This window comes from Atlanticothrix silvestris CENA357 (assembly GCF_016056295.1).
Classification (GTDB): domain Bacteria; phylum Cyanobacteriota; class Cyanobacteriia; order Cyanobacteriales; family Nostocaceae; genus Atlanticothrix; species Atlanticothrix silvestris.
Genome location: NZ_JAECZB010000093.1, coordinates 63,280 through 80,296, shown reverse-complemented (window position 1 = coordinate 80,296; position 17,017 = coordinate 63,280). Strand labels below are relative to the sequence as shown.

At 41.4% G+C, this 17,017-nt stretch carries 13 protein-coding genes and 2 pseudogenes; 10 read left to right on the top strand and 5 right to left on the bottom strand.

Going from position 1 to position 17,017, the window contains the following annotated elements; genetic code table 11:
* Positions 1-129 precede the first annotated feature (129 nt).
* Positions 130-1,974, top strand: a complete 1,845-nt coding sequence (gene treZ, locus I8751_RS23730; RefSeq protein ID WP_214441557.1) for a malto-oligosyltrehalose trehalohydrolase — start codon at positions 130-132, stop codon at positions 1,972-1,974.
* A gap of 116 nt (positions 1,975-2,090) precedes the next feature.
* Here the strand turns inward: treZ and I8751_RS23725 are convergent, their stop codons facing one another.
* Entirely contained in the window at positions 2,091-2,375 is a 285-nt protein-coding gene (locus I8751_RS23725; RefSeq protein WP_214441556.1) for a coiled-coil domain-containing protein, read from the bottom strand.
* 52 nt (positions 2,376-2,427) lie between these two features.
* Here I8751_RS23725 and treY point away from each other — a divergent pair, with 52 nt between their 5' ends.
* From treY to I8751_RS23710, 3 genes are all read left to right on the top strand, one after another.
* Positions 2,428-5,250, top strand: coding sequence for a malto-oligosyltrehalose synthase (gene treY, locus I8751_RS23720; RefSeq protein WP_214441555.1), 2,823 nt, complete (start codon positions 2,428-2,430; stop codon positions 5,248-5,250).
* A gap of 112 nt (positions 5,251-5,362) precedes the next feature.
* Positions 5,363-6,898: a trehalase family glycosidase gene (locus tag I8751_RS23715; protein ID WP_214441554.1), complete on the top strand. Its 1,536-nt coding sequence runs from the start codon at positions 5,363-5,365 to the stop codon at positions 6,896-6,898.
* A gap of 149 nt (positions 6,899-7,047) precedes the next feature.
* Positions 7,048-7,398, top strand: coding sequence for a hypothetical protein (locus I8751_RS23710; RefSeq protein ID WP_214441553.1), 351 nt, complete (start codon positions 7,048-7,050; stop codon positions 7,396-7,398).
* Positions 7,399-7,525: 127 nt separating this feature from the next.
* Here the strand turns inward: I8751_RS23710 and I8751_RS23705 are convergent, their stop codons facing one another.
* Complete coding sequence (locus I8751_RS23705; protein WP_214441552.1) at positions 7,526-8,074, bottom strand: pentapeptide repeat-containing protein; 549 nt, start codon at positions 8,072-8,074, stop codon at positions 7,526-7,528.
* A gap of 778 nt (positions 8,075-8,852) precedes the next feature.
* Between I8751_RS23705 and I8751_RS23700 the strand changes: the two genes are divergently transcribed.
* Together I8751_RS23700 and I8751_RS23695 are read left to right on the top strand one after the other, a co-directional pair.
* On the top strand, positions 8,853-9,470 hold the full coding sequence (locus I8751_RS23700; RefSeq protein WP_214441551.1) for a hypothetical protein: 618 nt from the start codon (positions 8,853-8,855) through the stop codon (positions 9,468-9,470).
* 112 nt (positions 9,471-9,582) lie between these two features.
* Positions 9,583-9,813 carry a hypothetical protein gene (locus tag I8751_RS23695; protein ID WP_214441550.1) on the top strand — a complete coding sequence of 77 codons (231 nt, stop codon included), beginning with the start codon at positions 9,583-9,585 and terminating at the stop codon, positions 9,811-9,813.
* A 219-nt stretch (positions 9,814-10,032) separates the two neighbouring features.
* Here the strand turns inward: I8751_RS23695 and I8751_RS23690 are convergent, their stop codons facing one another.
* Positions 10,033-10,998 carry an SGNH/GDSL hydrolase family protein gene (locus tag I8751_RS23690; RefSeq protein ID WP_214441549.1) on the bottom strand — a complete coding sequence of 322 codons (966 nt, stop codon included), beginning with the start codon at positions 10,996-10,998 and terminating at the stop codon, positions 10,033-10,035.
* A gap of 336 nt (positions 10,999-11,334) precedes the next feature.
* Between I8751_RS23690 and I8751_RS23685 the strand changes: the two genes are divergently transcribed.
* From I8751_RS23685 to I8751_RS23675, 3 genes and pseudogenes are all read left to right on the top strand, one after another.
* On the top strand, positions 11,335-11,475 hold the full coding sequence (locus I8751_RS23685; protein WP_214441548.1) for a hypothetical protein: 141 nt from the start codon (positions 11,335-11,337) through the stop codon (positions 11,473-11,475).
* Between the two features lie 374 nt (positions 11,476-11,849).
* Positions 11,850-14,744 (top strand): glycerol-3-phosphate acyltransferase, encoded by a 2,895-nt coding sequence (locus I8751_RS23680; protein WP_214441547.1) that lies wholly within the window; start codon positions 11,850-11,852, stop codon positions 14,742-14,744.
* Positions 14,745-14,874: 130 nt separating this feature from the next.
* A pseudogene (locus I8751_RS23675) lies at positions 14,875-15,218 on the top strand (cupin domain-containing protein).
* Positions 15,219-15,364: 146 nt separating this feature from the next.
* Here I8751_RS23675 and I8751_RS23670 read toward each other — a convergent pair.
* Together I8751_RS23670 and I8751_RS23665 are read right to left on the bottom strand one after the other, a co-directional pair.
* Positions 15,365-15,619, bottom strand: coding sequence for a hypothetical protein (locus I8751_RS23670; protein WP_214441546.1), 255 nt, complete (start codon positions 15,617-15,619; stop codon positions 15,365-15,367).
* 339 nt (positions 15,620-15,958) lie between these two features.
* Positions 15,959-16,108, bottom strand: a complete 150-nt coding sequence (locus I8751_RS23665; RefSeq protein ID WP_214441545.1) for a hypothetical protein — start codon at positions 16,106-16,108, stop codon at positions 15,959-15,961.
* Positions 16,109-16,269: 161 nt separating this feature from the next.
* On the opposite strand from I8751_RS23665, the pseudogene I8751_RS23660 reads away from it, so the two are divergent.
* Positions 16,270-16,620, top strand: a pseudogene (locus tag I8751_RS23660) (aldo/keto reductase); the annotation flags it as partial.
* Positions 16,621-17,017: the final 397 nt, after the last annotated feature.

Below are 17,017 nucleotides of genomic sequence, written 5' to 3'. Positions count from 1 at the left end.
TTCTGGTGCTAGCGAATAGTCTGGTAGAACCACCATGATGCAAGCTGGTGTGTTTGTAAACACTAGGCGATCGCCTTTACGGTCATGCCATGATCTCGCAAAACATATTATCTAATTGGAGGAAACTGCATGAAAATTGGCGCTCACTACTTGGGTAACGGAGAGTGCGAGTTTACAGTTTGGTCTCCAACCTTAAATAGCGTTGCTGTGCAAATTTTAACGCCAGAACAGCAAGTCATTCCCCTCAAACCTCAAGCAGAGGGATACTGGCAAGCAAAAGTGAGTGATGTGTATCCCGGCACGCTTTACAAATATGTTGTTAATGATGAAAATGCCTTTGCTGATCCTGCTTCACAATATCAACCAGAAGGAGTGCATGGGCCTTCTCAAGTTGTCGATCATCACTTCGAGTGGACAGATACAGCGTGGACTGGTATTTCACTAGAATCAATGATTTTCTATGAACTTCACGTTGGGACATTTACGCCAGAAGGAAATTTCACCGCAATTATTCCCCGTTTGGCAGATTTGAGGGAATTGGGAATTAATGCTATTGAAATTATGCCCATCTCCCAGTTTCCGGGAGACACCCATATTGAAGCTAGCCTAGCTTACCGCAACTGGGGCTATGACGGTGTTTACCCCTTTGCTGTGCAAAATTCTTACGGCAGCCCGGCCGACCTCAAGCAACTAGTGAATGCCTGCCATGAACATGGTATTGCTGTAGTGCTGGATGTGGTGTACAACCACTTTGGGCCAGAAGGTAATTACACGGGTCAGTTTGCTCCTTACTTTACCAAAACCTATAAAACGCCCTGGGGCAATGCGCTGAATTTCGATGATGCCCTGAGTCAGGGTGTGCGAAACTATTTCATTGAGAATGCGCTGTATTGGTTGCGAGAATTTCACATTGATGCATTACGCCTTGATGCTATTCAAGCAATTTATGACCTGGGAGCCAAGCATTTTTTGTGGGAACTAGCCGAAGCAGTTCATAGTTTTTCACAAGGACAAACATGGAAACGTCATCTAATTGCCGAAAGTGATTTGAATAACCCCCAAATTATTCGGCCGCCAGAATTGGGAGGCTACGGGATTGATGCCCAGTGGAGTGATGATTTTCACCATTCACTGCACGCCCTGTTAACAGGCGATCGCCAGGGATATTATGAAGACTATGGGCAATGTGCTGATTTAGCCAAAGCATATCAAGATACCTTTGTCTACGATTGGAAATATGCCCCCCACCGCAAGCGCTTTCATGGTATTACCTGCCGCGATCGCCCTTTATCACAGTTTGTGATATGCATCCAAAATCACGATCAAATCGGCAATCAAATGAAAGGCGATCGCCTTTGGCAACGTCTATCATTTGAAGGGTTGAAGTTAGCCGCGGGTGCTGTGCTGTTGTCACCTTACTTACCGCTATTGTTCATGGGGGAAGAATACGGTGAAACTGCACCCTTTATGTACTTTGTCAGTCATTCCGATTTTGATTTAATTCAAGCCGTTAGAGCCGGACGTAAAGAAGAATTTGCCGCATTTCACTACGACGAAGATCCACCAGATCCCGAATCCGCAGAAACCTTTTTACGTTGTAAATTAAATTGGCAATTACGCAACGAAGGTCAGCACAAGGTATTACTAGATTGGCATCGCCAGTTAATTAATTTACGCAAGTCCCATCCAGTACTACTCAATCAAGACCGTAACAGCATCCACGCGACTAGCGATGAAGATAAGCAGTTAGTAATTGTGCGTCGTTGGTGCGAATCAACTGAATTAGTATTTGCGATGAATTTCAATTCTTCACCAGTGATAACAACTTTGCCAATTCTGCATGATGCTCAAAAATTATTAGATTCTGCGGATATGTCATGGAACGGGCCAGGCTCTCAAGCACCAGAGTATTTGTCTGCGGGGGAAGAATTAAGACTGCAACCTACGAGTATAGTGCTGTATGAAGGGAAATGAAAATTGGGCATTCCTTATGGGAATTAAAAATTAAAAATTAAAAATTAAAAATTAAATCAATTTAATTTTTAATTGAGCCAAGCATGGTGAGACAGCGCTGTGGGAGGGTTCAAGGCTCAAGCTCTAACCATCAAAGGTTCAAGTTTCAACCTCAGAGCTTCAAGTTTCAACCTCAGAGCTTCAAGTTCCGACCTCAGAGCTTCAAGTTCCGACCTCAGAGCTTCAAGTTTCAACCTCAGAGCTTCAAGTTCCGACCTCAGAGCTTCAAGTTCCGACCTCAGAGCTTCAAGTTTCGACCTCAAAGGTTCAAGTTCCGACCTCAGAGGTTCAAGTTCCGACCTCAAAGGTTCAAGTTCCGACCTCAGAGCTTCAAGTTTCGACCCCAAAGGTTCAAAGTTCAAGCTTAGAACTTCAAACTTTCAATTCCTGACTTCTACTTCCATAAAAAAACACATGCGAATTCCCACCGCCACTTATCGGATTCAATTCACACCTGAGTTTGGCTTTGAAAATGCCCAAGCGATCGCATCTTATCTAGCAGACTTGGGTATTTCTGATTTGTATGCTTCCCCTATTTTTCAGGCTCGCTCTGGGAGTACGCATGGCTACGATGTTGTAGATGCGGCTCAACTCAATCCCCAATTGGGAAGTACCGAAGATTTTGAAGCATTAGTTAGTGAACTCCAATCTTTCGGTATGGGCTGGTTGCAAGACATTGTACCTAACCACATGGCATATAGTAGCGAAAACCACTACTTAATGGATGTATTAGAACATGGCCCAGATTCTAGCTATACCGACTATTTTGATCTCGGCTGGAATGCTCCGTTTGGCGATCGCCAAGAGCGAATTTTGGCTCCTCTGTTGGGAGATTTCTATGGTGCATCTTTAGAAAACGGACATATTCAACTGCAATATGCACAGAATGGTATCTCTGTAAATTATTACAGTTTGAAGCTGCCACTACGCTTAGAATCTTACACAAAATTTCTCACTCATAATTTGGGCAAAATCACCCGTAGTTTAGGACGGAATCACCCTGATTTCATCAAATTATTGGGGATTCTCTACATTCTAAAAAACGTTCCCTCAGAAGTTGTGGGCAAACAGCGACAAGACCAAATTGCATTTATCAAAGGATTAATTTGGGAACTTTACACCACAAATGATGCTATCTATGAATTTATTGAAGAAAATTTGAAAATCTTCAATGGAGAGGTGGGTAATTCCGATAGCTTTAACCTTTTAGATGAATTATTAAGAGACCAATTTTATCGTCTCGCTTTCTGGAAGGTTGGGGCTGAAGAAATGAACTACCGCCGCTTTTTTACTGTTAACGAACTGATTTCCGTTAAAGTTGAAGATTTGCGCGTTTTTAATAACACTCATTCTCTGATTCACAAGTTAGTTGAGTCAGGCAAATTTACGGGTTTACGGATTGACCATATTGATGGGCTTTATAACCCCATACAGTATTTAGAACGACTACAAGAAAAGATGGGTGATGTTTATATCACCGTGGAAAAAATCTTAGAACTCAATGAAGATTTACCAGAAAGTTGGCCAATTCAAGGCACATCTGGATATGATTTTTTGAATTATGTAAATGGTGTATTTTGTCAACCGGAAACTGAATCATGGTTTAATAATATTTATCAGGGATTTATTGGTGCAAGAGTTGACTATCCATCGCTGGTAAAAGATAAAAAGCACCTGATATTAGAAAGAAATCTCGCAGGCGACATTGATAATTTAGCCGTTTTGTTAAAAAATATTTCTAGCAAATATCGCTATGGCAATGATTTTACTCTGAATGGACTGAAACGGGCGATCGTAGAAGTTTTGATTTTGTTTCCTGTTTATCGCACCTACATCACCCCGGATGGTATTCAAGAAAGCGATCGCGCCTGCATTCAAGAAGTAATGCGCCAAGCTAGAGAGCAAACACCTTTGTTGCAGCATGAATTGACCTTTATTGAAAAGTTGATGCTGCTAGAGTTTGATGACTCTTTAACTCAAACAGAACGCGAACAGTGGGTATATTTTGTGCAACGGATGCAGCAATACAGCGGCCCCCTCATGGCTAAAGGTGTAGAAGACACCACACTGTATGTTTATAACCGTTTACTTTCGCTAAATGAAGTAGGAGGTAATCCTAGTCATTTTGGAATTTCTGTAGACCAGTTCCATGAATTTAATCAAAAGCATCAAGCAAGCTGGCCTCACACGATGAATGCTACAGCCACCCATGATACTAAGCGTGGCGAAGATATGCGGGCTAGGTTGAATGTACTTTCAGAAATGGCCGAAGAATGGGAACAGCAAGTAAATATTTGGAGCCATTTGAATCAACAGCATCGCCGCGATCGCTCTGCTAATCCCTTCGGTGTCAGCCACAAATTCGCCATGCCCGATCGCAATGATGAATATTTTCTCTATCAAACTTTAGTAGGGGCTTTTCCCTTTGCTGAAGAAGAACATTCATCTTTTGTCCAACGCGTCAAAGATTATATGATTAAAGCAATACGAGAAGCGAAAGTGCATACAGCATGGTTGCGTCCTGATAATGAATATGAAGAGGCATGTATCTCTTTTATTGAGAAAATCTTAGATCCCACTAGCTCAGAAGAATTTTTAGCAGCTTTTCGACCCTTTCAGCAGCGAATTGCCGACTACGGGATTTTTAACTCCCTTTCCCAAACTTTATTAAAAGCGACAGCGCCCGGTGTGCCAGACTTTTATCAAGGAACAGAACTTTGGGAATTGAGTTTAGTTGATCCAGATAACCGCCGTCCTGTAGATTTTGAGCAGCGACGTGGCTATTTGAGCGACATTCGAGAGCAAATTAAAACCGGTATTTTGGCATTAATTGAGGAATTGCTGACAAATAAAACTGATGGCAGAATCAAACTATTTTTAACGGCTCAAGTCCTCAAAGCCAGAACAGAATATCTGGAATTATTCCAAAATGGAGATTATCTACCGTTAAAAATTGAGGGAACCCACGCCAATCACATTATTGCTTTTGCACGGCGACAAGAAAATCAAACAGCGATCGCGATCGTCCCTCGCTTTCTGACGCGCCTTATCCAGCCCAAAGACTATCCCCTAGGTGAATCTGTGTGGCAAGATACCCACCTGCAATTACCCCCAGGAACTTCCCCCAGTTGGAAAAACATCTTAACTAATCAACCCTTACAAACTACAGATACTTTAGCTATCGGTGCAGCCTTGGCTCATTTCCCAGTTGCTCTGTTAGTTAATAGTGCTGAGTGAAAAGATAAATCTATCTCACGCAGAGGCGCAGAGAGAACGCCAGAAAAACTCTGCGTACCTCTGCGATTACCTTAGCGTACCTTTGCGTTTAAAAAAATTCCGAATCCAAATTATGACTACTCAAACAACATTGCCATTCAGTACCGAGCAGATTAACGCTGTACAAGCCCACATCAAAAAAACGTGGAAAACGTTAATGCGATCGCACGAACATTTATTGCAATCTGCTAAGGATACCAAGCTAGAACATAAACCGGGAAATCCTTGGCTAGTTTACATTTCACCACGAGAAGACTGTCCCAACGTTCAATCTATCTTGGAGCGATCACTTTCTCCAGACGAGATGCAACAAATCGAAATTCGCACTCTCCCAACTGAAGTCGAGGCTATTCAAGATCATGAGCATGGATTATTGTATTTACCGGGGTCTTATGTTGTGCCTGGTGGTCGCTTTAATGAAATGTATGGTTGGGACAGTTACTTTATTTTGCTGGGGCTACTGCGAGATGAAGAATGGGATTTAGCTCAAAGCCAAGTTGATCAGTTACTATACCAAGTGCAACATTACGGCACGATCCTCAATTCCAACCGGACTTACATGTTGTCGCGATCGCAGCCGCCTGTACTCAGCATGATGGTGCTGGCGCTATTTCAGCATACCAAGGATGAAGCATGGCTGTGTTCAGCTGTACCACTACTAGAACAATTTTATTATTACTGGGTAGTGCCGCCCCACTTGAATGCTGCCACGGGTTTGTCTCGATACTATGCTTTTGGGGAAGGCCCTGCCCCAGAAGTCTTGTTCTCTGAGCGAGATGAGGAGGGACGCAGCCATTATGATCGCGTCAAGGAGTACTATAAAACCTTTGAGGTTGAAGATTATAATGTCAATCTTTACTACAAACGCGACAAAGACCAACTGACTAGTCTTTTTTACAAAGGCGATCGCACCATGCGTGAGTCTGGTTTTGATATTACCAATCGCTTTGGGCCTTTCAGTATTGATATTCTGCATTACGCGCCTGTATGTCTTAACAGTTTGCTTTATCAAACAGAGCAAGACTTGATGCAAATTAACGAGATTTTGGGGAATGCACAATTAGCAAAACAATGGCGCGATCGTGCAGATATCCGCCGCGATCGCATTGATCAGTGCCTCTGGGATGAAGAAAAGGGACTTTATCTAGACTATCACCTGCAAAGTGGCGATCGCCGCCCTTATGAATTTGCCACCACGTTTTATCCTTTGTGGATGGGACTAGCCTCCCAAAGCCAAGCTCAAAGAGTTGTAGAAAATCTTTCCTTGTTTGAAGCACCAGGAGGAATCTTCACAAGTACTCGCGTTACTGGTAATCAGTGGGATGCTCCCTTTGGTTGGGCACCTTTAACATTAATTGCCGTCCAAGGATTGCACCGCTATGGATATCATACCGAAGGCGATCGCATTGCCCATAAATTCTTAGCTATGGTCTTTAAGGAATTCGAGCGTCACGGTAATCTAGTCGAGAAATACGACGTAGAACGCTGTTCTGCTAAAGTCTCCGACGAAATCTGCTTTGGATACAGTTCCAACGAAGTTGGCTTCGGCTGGACTAATGGAGTCGTTCTGGAACTCTTAGCAGCATTGACCCATCCTAAAAAAATGTAGCGGTTCTTGTTTTTGTGTAATACCCTTTCACTTAGGAAGTCAATTATGCAAATTTGATGCATATCAGTATATTCCTGATGAGCATTCACTTGAACTGTAAGACTTAATCGGATAATCTAAGCATTCGGGATTATTTTACAAGGAAAAAGATGAACAAAATTATACTTAGTTTGCTTTCTACACCTGTGCTAATTAGCTCTATTCTTTCTATGGGAGTAATAGGAAATCAAGCACAAGCCGTAGAACCAGAAGCAAATACCATAGATAAATTCTCTTGCATTAAAAACTACCATAAAACGAATTTAGTTTGTGCTAGAGCTTCTGTATTGGCTCAAATTCCTAACTATCAGACCGAAATAGAATTTTCTAACGATGAAGTTCCTATGCTAGCGTTCAACGTTGAAGAAAGTGACATGGCAGTCACTTTATTTAACTGCGACTGTCCCGCTTGTATAAATTCTTTACGCCAAATGCGTGGCGCGGCACCATTGGTCTACTAAGCTTTAACTACCTGTCAAAGAAGCTAGTTTTTTGTAGGGGTACAACAGTTGTTGTACCCTTAAGTATTGTGTATGCATTTAACAGTAAACAGTTAACAACCAAGATAACTGATAACTGATAACTGATTTAATAAGCACCAGCCCAAGTTATCCATTTATGAGATAAGCCTACATGCCATATTTCACCAGTGATCTCTTGTTCTGTGATCATTGCTTCTGTGAAATCTGCGCCACTAAGTTCTGCTTCATTGATATTGCTACCAATAAAGTTAGCCTTTCTGAGATTGGTATTTCTCAAATCAGCCCCACTAAGTTCTGCTTCACTGAGGTTTGCGCCAAACAAGTTTGCCATAACTAAATTGGCACTCCGCAAATCTGCACGACTCAGGTTAGTTTCCTCTAGGTTAACTCTAATCAAATCTGCACCAATCAAGTTTACCTCACTCAAATTTGCACCACGCAAATTAGCTCCACTCAGGTCTGCGTCTGTTAAATTGGCTCGACTGAGGTTACATCCACTTAAATTAGCTTGACTGAGGTCGGCTCCACTCAAGTCAGCTTCAGCAAAGTTTGCATTACTCAAGTCAGCATCACAAAGATTAATTTGATGCAGATTTATTCCATTAAATTCTCGTTCTCCTGCTGCATATAAATTCAGGAGTCTGTTAGAATCCATATTGTCACCTCGCCATGTCTATTAGGTAAGCAAGTCTAGTTGTAGATTCACACTACCCAAACCACACCAAAAGACAATTAGTTCATTTGCCAGTAAATGAAATTTTAGATAAAGCTTGTAAGTTTATTGTGCTATGTTTTTTTGCATTTGGAACATTAACTTAATGGAAATATACCTTTGCTACATCAGAAGCATATAACCCCATGTTCCAACTTCAGAACTTGTTGATGTTAAAAATTGAACATTTTTGAAGTCAGGTTAGAATACTGACAATTGTTAATTAGTTAGCTATAAAGTTAATTACTAGGCGGGACATAAATAATTAATACCTAATCTTCTTACTATTTTATTTTATTGCAAAAAAATATTATATATAATCAATATATTTTTCAAATTTATTTCAACATAATCAATAAAATTATTAATAAAAAGACATAATTTTATCTAATTTTTGACACTAAATAAATTAAATAAACACTACAATTATGATATATTTGATAGATATTACTTAGAGAATACTAGTTATGACTCAACTGAATTCTCATCGCCAACCTTGTCGAGGTAGATTATTTCCCGAACATTCCGAGAAATTATATTAGGATTGCCTTGGTTGAGAACTCGGCGACTAGTGGTAGATTTTCCAAAAAAATTACTAACTTTAGGATAAAGCGATGTCTACGACGGGCTACGCCTACGCACTGTTCAAACATCACTACACAGTACCAGAGCGATGAACGCTACAATCTATCAGAAAAGCAGAAAATATAGTTAATTCCTCATGACGGCTGATTTGACATCTACAGCTATACCTGATTTTGTAAGTGTGCTATCCCAAGCTAAAAATGCATTTCAAGGACAAGTAAGCACACGTCCTAAACCCGAAATATTAGTAAATGCCTTGCTACAAGCAGAAAAAGCTGCCAAACAGCAACGGCTAACTTATAGCTTTGAGTCTCTTATAGGCAAATGGCGGCTTTGCTTTGCCACTGGTACTAAAAAAGCTAGAGAGCGTGGGGGAATTGTATTAGGAAAGGGTTTATATGTACCTAAATTTATAGCAATTTATCTTTCCTTTGCAGCTTTAGAACAAGATTTAGGCAGAGGTGAAATTGGGAATCAGGTTCAATTAAGCTCAGTATCGTTGCAACTCACAGGGCCAGCACAATATTTAGGCAAGAAAAATTTATTGGCGTTTGATTTTACCCAGATGCTCATAAGTCTATTTAGTCGGGTAGTTTATGAAAAACCAATACGCTCTGGTAAAGTTCAATCTGAGGATTTCTACAACCAACCCATAGCTAAATTACCCTTCTTTGCCTTCTTTCTAGTGAATGAAAATTTCATTGCAGCTCGTGGTCGTGGGGGAGGGTTAGCACTCTGGATTCGAGAAAATTAAAAAATCAGCAATAATTTTTCTACCATCCTAGCTTCAAAGAATATATCAATTGTTAGAGGAAACTGCTACCTGTCAAGTATTAAATTATATTTAGTCGAATAAAGAGGTAACTATGACTCAAGAGTCACGTAAACCTATTAACTTATCAGTCCATGAATCTTCTGATCCAAGCGTAATTGATCCTAATTCGCAGCAAGCAACTTCTGAAGATATCAATGACTTAAATGACTCTGTTCATGATGATGCAAACGTTGATATTAACACTCCAGAACCTTTTGATACCACTAACGAAGAGAACATTGGAGGTCAACAAATTATCACTGCAAATTTAAGTGCGGGTTAATCTCACACCCTACTTCCCTATACCTAATTCAGCGGTGTGGGGAATTATGGTAGTCTAGATGAATCAACTAGACCAACTCCAAACCCCCATATAATCTGAGTTTCTTAATTACGAATTACAAATTACGTTAGCGCAGCATAAATCCTGCGGCATAGCTTCTCTACGAGACGCTAACACGAACGCTTAGAGCGACGCAGGAGCGTCATTACGAATTACGAATTACGAATTAGTATTAGACTCACTCAATATTTGTAAAAGCGATCGCCTCATAACTTCACTTACAAGTTGATTTCCTTGTAGATTGAGGTGTATGTGGTCTTGATATAACCTGCGTGCATTAGTATTTGCATTAAATATAGGTAAAAAATCAATATAAGTAATTTGTTGAGCGTTGGTAAAATCCTTTAAGCGTTGACGGGCTGTAATTTCATAATCGCGGGGGCCTGGTTCGCCAATTTCTCGCAGTAAGGGAGTCATAGCCAGCAGAAACTTACTGTTGTTTTGACGAGTTAGCGCTTGAATTTTACTAATTGCTTCGAGATTAATCCCCACGCGATCGCCTGCTTCTTTTTGTACGGCTTGTAGTTCGGGAATTGACTTTTGCTGCTTGGCATAACGCTGCCAAACTTCCACTAATGCCAGGGGAGGTTTAGTATCTGGATAGTTGCGATCGCGCCCTACTGGTAAAGCTGTGGGAGCAGTCGCAAATAAATCATCAGTGTTAATTAATAACACCACCGCCTGAGCGTTAAAATGACCAAACTTCTGTAAATAAGCTAATTGATTTCTTGGCCCCCAGGAGTTAGCTGAAGCATTTAATACTTCTACTTCCTGATAATTATCAGCTCTAACTGACGCTAAATCACGCATCATCAGGCTAGAAATTGTATTTGTTTGATCTGTCCACCAACCACCATTCAATATAGAATCTCCTAAAAGCAGCACTCGCAATGTAGAAGGTGCAGGCGTTTTCGAGATTGCCGCACTCCGCATAGAATATTCGTTAATCTCAATGCGATTACCAAAACGACGGGTGCGCTGGTTAGGGGCTAATAAATAACCAATTTGTTGATCGCCAATGTAAATCAAGGGATTACCAAAACCAAATAGCGATCGCAGTCCTACCTCTATTGCCAATAACAAGCCAATAACCACTGCCAAAATTGCAATCAGTGCTACTCTCACCCGCTAAAACTCCCATAATTTGGAAAAATTTAACTAAAAATTAAGTTGTGAACTATACTATAGTTCTTAAACTGTAATTAACTAGCAAATAGATGTTCGCACATTCAGTGAATTTACGGTAATTTATCTACCACATCAGCAAATGAATATAACTTAGGGTGAGTTGCACACTTGTATAAATATAGATAGTATGTCTGGAACAATAAGCAAATTTAAGCATGTAATTTTTGCAAAGCTTAAACAAAATATAATCAGGAATTTCGCTCTATATGCAAATAGAAGGACTACAATCAAAACGGACAAATTAGCCCTGTAACAGAGGAGGATTAGGAAGCTATGTCCGACTTAAATCGAGGCATTATGAAATTTAAGGGTGCAGATTCCCCAAAAGTAGTCACTATCTCTACCGTGTTGCTGTTGGGATCTATTGCTGCACTGATTATTTGGGCACTACAAGCCGCTTACGCGCTAAACTAAAACCATTAGTAGCTTTAGAGGGACACTGGCAAAAACGGTTTCCGCATAAGCTAAGTGTCCATCAAGCCACTAAATAAAAACTCTACCGCCAGTGGTTAGTAGTCAGTAGCAAAAATATTTTTAAGACCACCCCAAAGGGGATAAGGTATTAAACCAGATCAAAAACCAACTGACAACTGACAACTGACAACTGACAACTGACAACTGACAACTGACTCGCGTAGCGTAAATAAAAGCGCCCTCACAACCATCAAAAAATTTCAGAAAACTTTTAGAATTTGAGATTTGAGATTTTAGGTGGAAGATGAATCTAAAATCACGCCACTTGCTACAACTTTGGGAATCAAAGCAATGCAGTGGTTCTAAAATCTACAATGATTGAACTTTGGGGTGCTTTAGTTATTTTAATTGCCTGCCCTCTCTTGGGCAGCTTACCGCTAATTGCCTGGATTACCTACGCCCTGAAGCGGAAGCAATTGGCAAAAATTGGTACGGGAAATATCAGTGTCTCCGCCGCTTTTTACCACGGTGGCACACTGGTAGGAGTTTTGGCAGTATTATCAGAGGCTTTAAAAGGAATCGCGGCAGTTTTCATCTCCCGTGCTTTTTTTCCTAACGGTTCGCCTTGGGAAATAGTAGCTTTAATTGCCTTAGTGCTTGGTAGATACTGGATTGCCAAAGGAGCAGGTACAACAAATGTCGTCTGGGGATTTGTGGTACATGATCCACTGGTAGCGGCATTCGTCAGTTTTTTTGCACTGATCAGCTTCACAGTCCTGCAATCCAAACGGCTGGTAAAATATGGAGTCTTATTTCTATTTCCTTTGTTTGTGATTATCCTGCACGCTGACGATTTTCCCAGAATACTTGCTGCTATTGCCTTAGCTGTCTTAATAGGGTGGATTTATACACAAATTCGTGATGATTTAAATCTACCAGCCCAAGACGCAGCCACAGACTCACAAGCAACATTTGAATATTTACGCGGCGATCGCTCTATCCTGACTTTAGATGAAGAGTTAGATCCTGCCTTAATCGGTCAAAAAGCCGCCACACTAGCTCAAATTAAGCGATGGGGCTACCCAGTACCAAAGGGATGGGTAGTTTCTCCAGTTGATGATCCCCAAGAATTGATTGACATTCTCCAGCCTTCGGATTTATCTCCTTTGGTGGTGCGTTCTTCTGCTATTGGGGAAGACTCGGAACAAGCTTCCGCTGCTGGACAATATGAAACAATTTTGAGCGTTACCAGTAAACAGCAATTACAAGATGCGATCGCCCAAGTTCGAGATTCTTACAATCATCCATCTGCGGTACAATATCGTCGCGATCGCAGTTTAATAGATACAGCAATGGCTGTACTCGTGCAACAACAAGTCCAGAGTGTCTATTCGGGAGTAGCTTTTACTCGTGATCCCATTACTCAGCAGGGCGATGCGATTGTCATTGAAGCCCTTCCAGGTAGCCCCACTCAAGTTGTTTCTGGACACGTTACCCCAGAACAATATCGCGCTTTTGTTGTCGAAACCGAGAAAATATCATCTGTGCAATTAGAAGGTACAGGGCAAATACCACAAGCAATTATCAAACAAGTGGCACATTTAGCCCGCCGCCTCGAAAGACGATATCATGGTATTCCCCAAGACATTGAATGGAGTTACGACGGTCAAACGCTTTGGGTATTGCAATCTAGACCAATTACTACCTTGCTACCCATCTGGACACGGAAAATTGCCGCTGAAGTGATTCCTGGCGTAGTTCACCCCTTGACTTGGTCGATTAATCGTCCTTTAACTTGTGGAGTTTGGGGAGATATTTTTAGTGTTGTTTTAGGCGATCGCGCTTTTGGGTTAGATTTTACAGAAACGGCGACATTACATTATTCCAGAGCTTATTTTAGTGCATCGCTTTTAGGTGAAATTTTCCTGCGGATGGGATTACCGCCGGAAAGTTTGGAATTTTTAACTAGAGGAGCAAAATTAAGTAAACCGCCGTTAAAGTCTACTTTGCAGAATTTACCAGGATTGCTGCGGCTATTGCGGCAAGAAATGAATTTAGAAAAAGACTTTAAACAAGACTACAGCAATCTATTTATTCCAGGTCTGTCGCAATTAGCTCACGAATCGATAGATGAACTAGAACCACCCCAAATATTAGAAAGGGTAGATTTCACTTTGGAATTATTGCATCGTGGGACTTACTACAGCATTTTAGCTCCATTGAGTGCAGCCCTCAGACAAGCCATTTTTCGCGTCAAAGATGGAAAAATTGATAATAGTGTTACTCCAGAAGTAGCAGCATTGCGATCGCTGAGTGCTGTAGCCGCACAAGCCAAACAATTATTACCTGAGTGTGAACCAGATCAAGTGTTTGAGCAATTGGCGCAAAGCCCAGAAGGAGAAAAGATTTTGTATGAATTTAACGAACTTTTAGAAGATTACGGTTATTTAAGTGATGTCGGCACTAATATTGCCGTTCCTACTTGGAAGGAAGACCCCCAGCCAATCAAGCAATTGTTTGTACAGTTGATTCAGGGGAACCAACCCCAGACAGGCGGTATAGACCCAATAAATCGGGCTTTATCAGGAAAACGCCAGCGGGGAATGGTGCAAAGACGTGTAGACATCAAAGGACGAGTCACCGAAGTTTATTCTAGGCTATTAGCTGAGTTGCGCTGGAGATTTGTGGCTTTAGAAAAGATTTGGTTGCAGTCTAGTTTACTTAAAGAAACTGGAGATATCTTTTTTCTAGAGTTGGATGAAGTGCGGCGTTTAGTTGCAGAGTCTGATGCTGAATTAAAAGACGGTTTATGGGAATTAGTGCAATCAAGGCGATCGCAATTTATTCAAGATAGTCAAATTTCTCAAATTCCCATTTTAGTCTATGGCAATACACCGCCTCATCCCCTAGCTCCCTCAGAACTCTATGCTGACCAATTTTTACAGGGTATTCCCGCTAGCCACGGACAAGCTGAAGGACGGATCAAAGTGGTGCGAAATTTACAAGACTTGCCAGAGATTGGCCGCGAGACAATCTTAGTAGTACCTTATACAGATTCTGGTTGGGCCCCTTTATTAGTCAGGGCTGGAGGCATCATCGCTGAGGCTGGTGGACGACTTTCTCACGGTGCGATCGTCGCTCGTGAGTACGGCATTCCCGCTGTCATGGATGTCAGAGGTGCAACATGGCTATTACAAGATGGTCAGCGGGTACGGATTGATGGCTCTAGGGGGATTGTGGAATTATCTAACGATTTGCGACCAGAATGATAGTAATTCGTAATTCGTAATTCGTAATGACGCTCCTGCGTCGCTCTAAGCGTACCCCTGCGGGGAAGCAAGCTACGCTGCGCTAACGTAATTCGTAATTCTCAAACAATAAATCGAATCTTAATTTGGTATGATTACTACTTCCCTCAATGAATTACCAGAAGAGTCAGTTCTCACAATAGGGAAATTACCAAAAAGGTGATGTTACGCTGTGGCGATTTACCTCACCTGACCAACTTTTCTCAAGCACGTTTTGCCCCTGGACAAACAGCAATACCACATGCCCATCAAGATATGTTTGAAGTATTCTTTGTGGAAACTGGTGCGGGAGTAATTCGTATTGATAGTCAAGAATATCCCCTAGTTCCAGGTAACTGCGTAGCGGTAGAACCAGGAGAAGTTCATGAAGTGATTAATAATGGTGCAACTGAACTTGTTCTTACCTACTTTGGCTTACAGGCAGAACAATCATAATTAATTGTTTCCGTTTGTATAGCAATCTGAAATGATTTGTGAAATATTGTGTATGGGCATATTGACACGTCAATAGTCACCAATGGGGCGGCAAGCCCACTTCTTCAAGGGGTGTCCGCGATCTGACAGGTGTAGGTTTTTTACAATTAGGAGGAATTGAAGCAATAGAAATCGTTAGCAGGAGTATGAGGAAAAGCACTCCAACTCGGAAGACGAAGAGGAAAATGGTTGAGTAAATCAGCAATCAAGGTCAATAAGCCTAACAGAAAACAAGAAATCTGACGGTTAGGATGAAGGTGAAAAGGTCGAGAAAATACAATATGTTGAGCAGGAAGTTGTTCGAGACTTGGGGGAGAAGATTGATTTTCAGCTTCGCCCCCTAGCATCCAGGGCTGTTTCATTCCCTAAAAGGCGCTGATTTACAAGCGTTTCAAGCAAAAAAAGCAGGTGACTAAAAAATCTGATTGGGCAAGAAAATGGTGAACGCACTTAAATTTGCTGGTTGAGGTGGTAGTTTTTCTTTTTCCCACTCAAGCAAATTTCTGATTCATACTCTTGACAAAATCTCTAAGAGATCGAATGAATCAGCCCTGCCCTAGCATCACCATCCAAAGTGTGGCAACAGCGATAGCTAACCACAAACGTTCAGCACGTTGTGGGTCAAGCAAACGAGTATGATGCCAATCCCAACCATCAGATTTCACATCCCGATAAACACATTCTGTAGAAGGACGTAAACCTTACCAGAGTGCAGATGCGCGCGTTGGCTCAAGGTCAGTCAGAATCAACCAAGAGTTTTTGTAGCCAATATCCCAACGGGCAAGCAATGTACATTCAACTGGATTAGTCACAAAGCAAATAATTCGACCTGACCAAGATGTTCCTGGCACAGAAACCACATCTGCAAGTGGATGCCATGTATTTTTAGCTGGCAGGCGATCTGACTTTTCCCGTTAAGCCTTGAAAGACTTGCTGGCAAAGGGTTTAAGAAACAGCACAGCAAATACGGTACAGTAATTGAAATTGGGTGCTAAAGGGAACAAGCAATGCTGGACTGGTGGGAGGAAAATTTGCTGCCGATCAGAAATTTGATCCAGAAGATAACTGTGCTAAGAATAAACTGTTTCAAGGCGAAAATTTTGAACGCGCCCAAAAAGCTTTAGAAAAATTACGTCCGATCGCTAAGCGACATAATTCTACATTGGCTCAGTTGGTGTTAGCTTGGTTAATTGCTCAACCTCAAACCAATGCGGTCGCAGGTGCGCGTTATCCCCAACAAGCAATAGACAACGCCCTAGCAGGCAATCTGAAACTTTCTGCCGATGAAATTGCCGAAATAGATGCGATCGGGCGCATTGTAACCGACCATCTTGATGACAATCCAGTTATGTGGAACTGGTAAAATTCCGTATATTTAGCAGTGTTGTCTCTTGAATATCAGTCTTAATATCTTTAAAAGGTAGCTGGGGATCAAAGCGTTGATGCTTTATAGAATATCAGCATGTATATTGCAAAATTCTACAAAACGTCAACTTTAGTAAACTGAGGGTTGATCATCTGCAAGTGAGTGCTAAATTAAATAGCAGGACACCAAACAAAGCGTAAACAAACTAAACGGGTAAATGACTTTGTGTCCCCTGTCATCAGCCCAAGCAAATATCGGCATACCAATAGTTAAGTGGCAAAAAGCCTGATTTTCAAGGCAACGCCAAATCCCAAAGCGGAAAAACAAAAAATGCTGAGTTTGCTAGTTGTTATGTCCACCTTAGTTGTTGAATCTCTTAATTAACTAACAAGTT

Coding starts and splice junctions, on each gene's coding strand:
- treZ (WP_214441557.1), top strand. CDS start 130: ATGAAAATTGGCGCTCACTACTTGGGTAACGGAGAGTGCGAGTTTACA.
- I8751_RS23685 (WP_214441548.1), top strand. CDS start 11,335: ATGTCCGACTTAAATCGAGGCATTATGAAATTTAAGGGTGCAGATTCC.
- I8751_RS23715 (WP_214441554.1), top strand. CDS start 5,363: ATGACTACTCAAACAACATTGCCATTCAGTACCGAGCAGATTAACGCT.
- I8751_RS23710 (WP_214441553.1), top strand. CDS start 7,048: ATGAACAAAATTATACTTAGTTTGCTTTCTACACCTGTGCTAATTAGC.
- I8751_RS23670 (WP_214441546.1), bottom strand. CDS start 15,619: ATGAAACAGCCCTGGATGCTAGGGGGCGAAGCTGAAAATCAATCTTCT.
- treY (WP_214441555.1), top strand. CDS start 2,428: ATGCGAATTCCCACCGCCACTTATCGGATTCAATTCACACCTGAGTTT.
- I8751_RS23695 (WP_214441550.1), top strand. CDS start 9,583: ATGACTCAAGAGTCACGTAAACCTATTAACTTATCAGTCCATGAATCT.
- I8751_RS23680 (WP_214441547.1), top strand. CDS start 11,850: ATGATTGAACTTTGGGGTGCTTTAGTTATTTTAATTGCCTGCCCTCTC.
- I8751_RS23700 (WP_214441551.1), top strand. CDS start 8,853: ATGACGGCTGATTTGACATCTACAGCTATACCTGATTTTGTAAGTGTG.
- I8751_RS23705 (WP_214441552.1), bottom strand. CDS start 8,074: ATGGATTCTAACAGACTCCTGAATTTATATGCAGCAGGAGAACGAGAA.